We start from the raw sequence: 4200 nt of genomic DNA, 5'->3' as shown, positions 1-4200 counted from the left end.
GGCCCGCCCAGACCCACCCAAGGCCATGGTGTGGCGGCAACCGCCGACCACGAAGAGAACCATGAGCCCGGCGTGGTCGATCACACGTTCGACGCTTGACGGCAGCAATTAGAGAACCAACGGGGACACGACCTCGAGCGACGGCGACGCCGGTGTGGAGGGGAGCCGTTACCGATCATACGCGCTTCCAAGCTTTCCTTCGCACTCCAGAGGGCGTCTCCTCATCCCCTTGACACGAAGTTGCTTTTTAAACCTGATATACAACTCAAGGTAGAGATGCATTCGGATGGAAGGTTGTGAATCCCGTCGCTTGGTTCCCAGGTCTTCCGCACACGGCCGATCCGGAAGGCGGCAGCGTGCGGGTTCTTGGTTCTCTTTGCTGAAGGATGCGCCAATCATGATTTCATGCCTGGCCCAGGGATGGTCGCGTCTGACCTGAGCCCCGACTCCGCGCGGTGCCGACTGTTCGCTCGCGCCACGCCGACGTCAGGATACAGTTACACAGCCCGCGGGTCGGCACGCTTTGTCGCGGGCGCCATGGCTGGCGCCGCCCTGGCGGAGGGCCTGGGGAATGCGGTCGCGCAAAACCAGAACTTCAATGACTGCATGCTGGCCCGTGGGTGGCGGATCGCCCCAACTCAATCTACACCTTCGGTAGCGGCAGCGATCCCCTCCCCTGCACAATCACAGAGTACCGCGCCGGGCGTGCCCATCATCCCTGTATCGCTGCCCGCCATGGCCTCGCCACCATCGTACGCAGCAGCCCCACTGATCTCCGATAGCCCACGCCCCCGGCGGCGCTTCGGAGTCCGTGTCACAGCCGGGATGGAGGGCGAGGAAGGCTTGGCCGCTCGGCCCGCCGGGCACGGCCTGCGAGTGCTGGAAGTGTTTCCCGGTGGCGTTGGCTACACGGCTGGACTGCAGGAGGGCGATGTCCTCCTCGCTTTCGACGGCGAGCCCATCCATGGGGCCAGCGACATGCAACGTCGCCTGTCGGCAGCACTGCCGGGCAGCCGATCCGTTGTGGCAGTTTGGCGAAACGGCGTGGAGCGCCTCGTGCCTCTGCACTTCTGAGCACTCCAGCGGCCAAGGGGGCTCCCGGAGCTTGGGAGCCCTGCGTTCTCTTATTGTGGCGAGTTTCGAGGCGGTAAGTTCATCGCCTGACTTCTTCTCGGTTTCCAAACACCTCATCGGCCAGCCGTCACTGCGCCTCTTTCGACTCGAGCGCTCGCAGGATGCGTGGCCGGATGATGTTGATGAAGGCAGTGGCCGCAGGTCAGAGCCGGGCGATGTGCCGCTCATCGGCCTCCGCGGCAGGGTCGAACGTCTCGGGCCAGGAGGCGCCCGTCGATAAGCGCCGCCTGGTTGAGTCCCGGGTGATAGCGGAGCATCTCGCCAAACAGCGTGTCGTCTCCGGCCGCCTCCCTGGCGACGCGGCAAACACGGCTGCGTCGGACGCACGGCGGCGGGCCTAGCGGCGTCGAAACGTCAGGCCAGCGTCGGGCCTGCTGCATCGCTGGCGTCGCGAGACGGAGGGCTGGCCATTGCCTCCACGCGCGTGATGTCATGACGGCGAGCCAGCACAAGCAAACGGCCACTCCGTCGCGCTCCTGGAAGGCCGACGGTGCGGCGTCCCACCTCACCACGGGATCACTGCGCCGTAGTGGTCGAAGAAGCCACCGCTCTCCCCTGGGCCAAGCGCATCGATGACGCCCAGCAGCCGCGCCGCCGCTTCGGACGGCGTTTGGATCATCAGGCGGTCGCGCGCGAAGGGTGAGGACAGAGGCGTTTCCACCGTGCCCGGATGCAACGCGACGCGGAGCGCCTCCGCCCAGCGGCGGCGCTGCTCAATGGCTGCCGTCCGCACGATCTGGTTCAGGGCCGCCTTGGAGGCGCGGTAACCGTACCAGCCGCCGAGCCGGTTGTCGCCGATGCTGCCGACGCGGGCGGAGAGCGTGGCGAACACCGCTTTGCCGGTCCTCGGCAGCCGGGGCAGAACGTGCTTCATGATCAGCGCCGGGCCGGTCGCGTTGATTGCGAAAGCGCGTGCCAGCGCCGCGGCGTCGAGGTCGCGCCAGGATCTTTCCGGCCGCTGCCGCGCATCGTGCAGGAAGCCGGTGGCGTCGATCACCAGGCGCAGCGGGCCGACCTCGGCCGCCTGCGCCACCGCCCTGGCGAGGCTCGCCTCGTCCTCCAGGTCGATCGGCGGCAGGGTGGTGCGCCCGAAGCCGATCGCGGCCTGAAAGGCGGGTTCGGCGCGCAGCCGCGCCAGCAGCGCCCCGCCGATGCCGCCTCCAGCGCCGAACACCACGGCAATGCCATCGGCGGGGAAGGAGGCCAGTGCGGTGGCGAGGGCCGGTGCAGCAACCGGCGGGTTCAACGCGGGATCTCCCGCGGCCGCTGGGGTGTTGGGGCGGCGGCCAGGGTTCCAGAGCACGGACGGCGCCGGCCAAGCGTCGCTGTTTGCGTCATGTGCGGCGATATGGGGCGTGGCGCGCACGGGGCGAGCCGGAAATCGCACGACGCTGGGTGATGAGGGCGGTCACCTGCCGAAGGTCATCCTATCGAGCCCGTTCGAGTGAAAGAGAGGCGCCATCTCCCTCACCTGCCGCCTGTCCAGGAGCGCCTCGGAAAGGTCCCGCGCCAGCGGCGTCGGCCGAGACGCCCCGTCGATGCTCTTACCCTTCGCCGTGTCCAGGTCTTCCACCAATGGCCCAGATCCGAGCGTCTGTCGCCGGGACTCCTTTCAGCGGAACGCCCAGCGAAGGGTTTGCGCCACGCCGAACGTTCCGGCGCGCAGGAGGGGACGGGCGAGAAGGGGATTGGGCAGCCCGTGCATGCGCCGCGCCCAATCGGGCAGGAGATCGATCGACGCATGATTCGCCAGCGCCTGCACGCGCCCAGCCAGAGGGTCGGTCGTGACCGCCTTCAACACCAGTCGGCGGACTTCGCGCGTGCGGGCGTCGGTCCGCAAGTGCGGCCGGTAGTCCAGGATCAGGCGACGCGCCGCCACCCGGTCGTCCGGCACGGGCGCCGCGCCCAATGCGCGTCCCACCTGCGCCATCTCCGCAAAGTAACGATCCTGGTCCACGGACGACATGCCAGGTTCGACGTAGCGCCGCCAGGCATTCAGGAAGCTTACCGCCTCGGTGACATGGACCCAGGCCAGCAGCGCCGGGTCGTTCGCGGCATAGGGCGTGCCGTCGGGCAGGGTGCCACCCACCCGATCATGGATGCGGCGGACACGGGCGATCACCGCCTCGGCCTCCTCGCGCCCGCCATAGGTAGTCAAAGCGATGAAGCGCGCGGTGCGGCGCAGGCGCCCCTGCATGTCGGTTCGGAAATTCGAATGATCCCAGACGCCGGCCAGTACTCCCGGATGGAGCATCTGGAGCAGCAGCGAGGATAGGCCGCCAACCATCATCGAGGTGACGTCGCCATGGACTCGCCATGCCACAGCCTTGGGGCCGAACAAGCCGTCGAGGCGGCGTGCCACCGGCGCCTCGCCCCGCGCGCGATCGTTGAACACGGCGACAACGCGGCGCGCGATGGCATCCTTGATGGCGCGCGCCGGGTCTGGCCGCGTCGCGAGTGGCGCTGCAAATCTCATCTCGTGCCATATGGTGGCCGTGCGCGCGCAGGCCAGCCACGACCAGTTCAATGACAATGACGAAGCGCCCTGGCCCGAGCACCGCCGCCACCGGAAGGAGCGGGGCTGCCTTGATGGGCTGATGCCCTTTCCCCACCCGGGCGCCGCAATCAGCACCGCAGGATGCGCTCGCCGGGGAGGTCTGCCGACGCACTGGCGCATCGGACGTATCGACCGACGTTTCTTTGGCCGACCTCGCCCTCCGCAACCCCTGAACCAAGCTTCTACCGGCCAATGCGCGTCAAGAGTGAGGCGGCCCCAGGCATGTGCAAGCTGCTGGAGGCACGTGACCTCATGCTGCGTCAGCGCATGGACCCAGAGAACGCGATATGCGGCTTGTTCGTGAGCATTGGTGTGCGGCGTCCGAAGGGCTGCAGAAGTCGGGCAAGCGGGTGGAACTGGCCCTGGAGGCAAACAAGGTATCGGCCCTCCCCTGCCGCGGCTGTTCAGTGGAGCAAGGCGAAGCCGACTGACAACACGACGATGGCCGCGCCGGTGACCAGGGAAAGAAGCAAGGCGTTCTGCCGGCGCATCGCGCCTCCTAGACCAGA

General features: G+C 67.8%; 3 protein-coding genes. 1 reads left to right on the top strand and 2 read right to left on the bottom strand.

The annotated features are described in order from the left end of the window. Positions 1-405: 405 nt before the first annotated feature. Entirely contained in the window at positions 406-1074 is a 669-nt protein-coding gene (locus OF850_RS23860; protein WP_368044728.1) for a PDZ domain-containing protein, read from the top strand. A 565-nt stretch (positions 1075-1639) separates the two neighbouring features. Here OF850_RS23860 and OF850_RS23280 read toward each other — a convergent pair. Both OF850_RS23280 and OF850_RS23275 read right to left on the bottom strand, forming a co-directional pair. Beyond that, positions 1640-2380 carry an SDR family oxidoreductase gene (locus OF850_RS23280; protein ID WP_301592793.1) on the bottom strand — a complete coding sequence of 247 codons (741 nt, stop codon included), beginning with the start codon at positions 2378-2380 and terminating at the stop codon, positions 1640-1642. A gap of 366 nt (positions 2381-2746) precedes the next feature. Further along, a complete protein-coding gene (locus tag OF850_RS23275; RefSeq protein WP_301592792.1) occupies positions 2747-3610 on the bottom strand; it encodes an oxygenase MpaB family protein in 864 nt (287 codons plus the stop codon). Between the last annotated feature and the right edge of the window lie 590 nt (positions 3611-4200).

It is taken from the genome of Sabulicella glaciei (assembly GCF_026183895.1).
In the GTDB taxonomy this organism is placed as follows: Bacteria; Pseudomonadota; Alphaproteobacteria; order Acetobacterales; family Acetobacteraceae; genus Roseococcus; species Roseococcus glaciei.
Note: the sequence above shows the minus strand (reverse complement) of the source record. Positions and strands in the feature narration are given on the sequence as shown.

Coding starts and splice junctions, on each gene's coding strand:
- OF850_RS23860 (WP_368044728.1), top strand. CDS start 406: ATGCCTGGCCCAGGGATGGTCGCGTCTGACCTGAGCCCCGACTCCGCG.
- OF850_RS23275 (WP_301592792.1), bottom strand. CDS start 3,610: ATGAGATTTGCAGCGCCACTCGCGACGCGGCCAGACCCGGCGCGCGCC.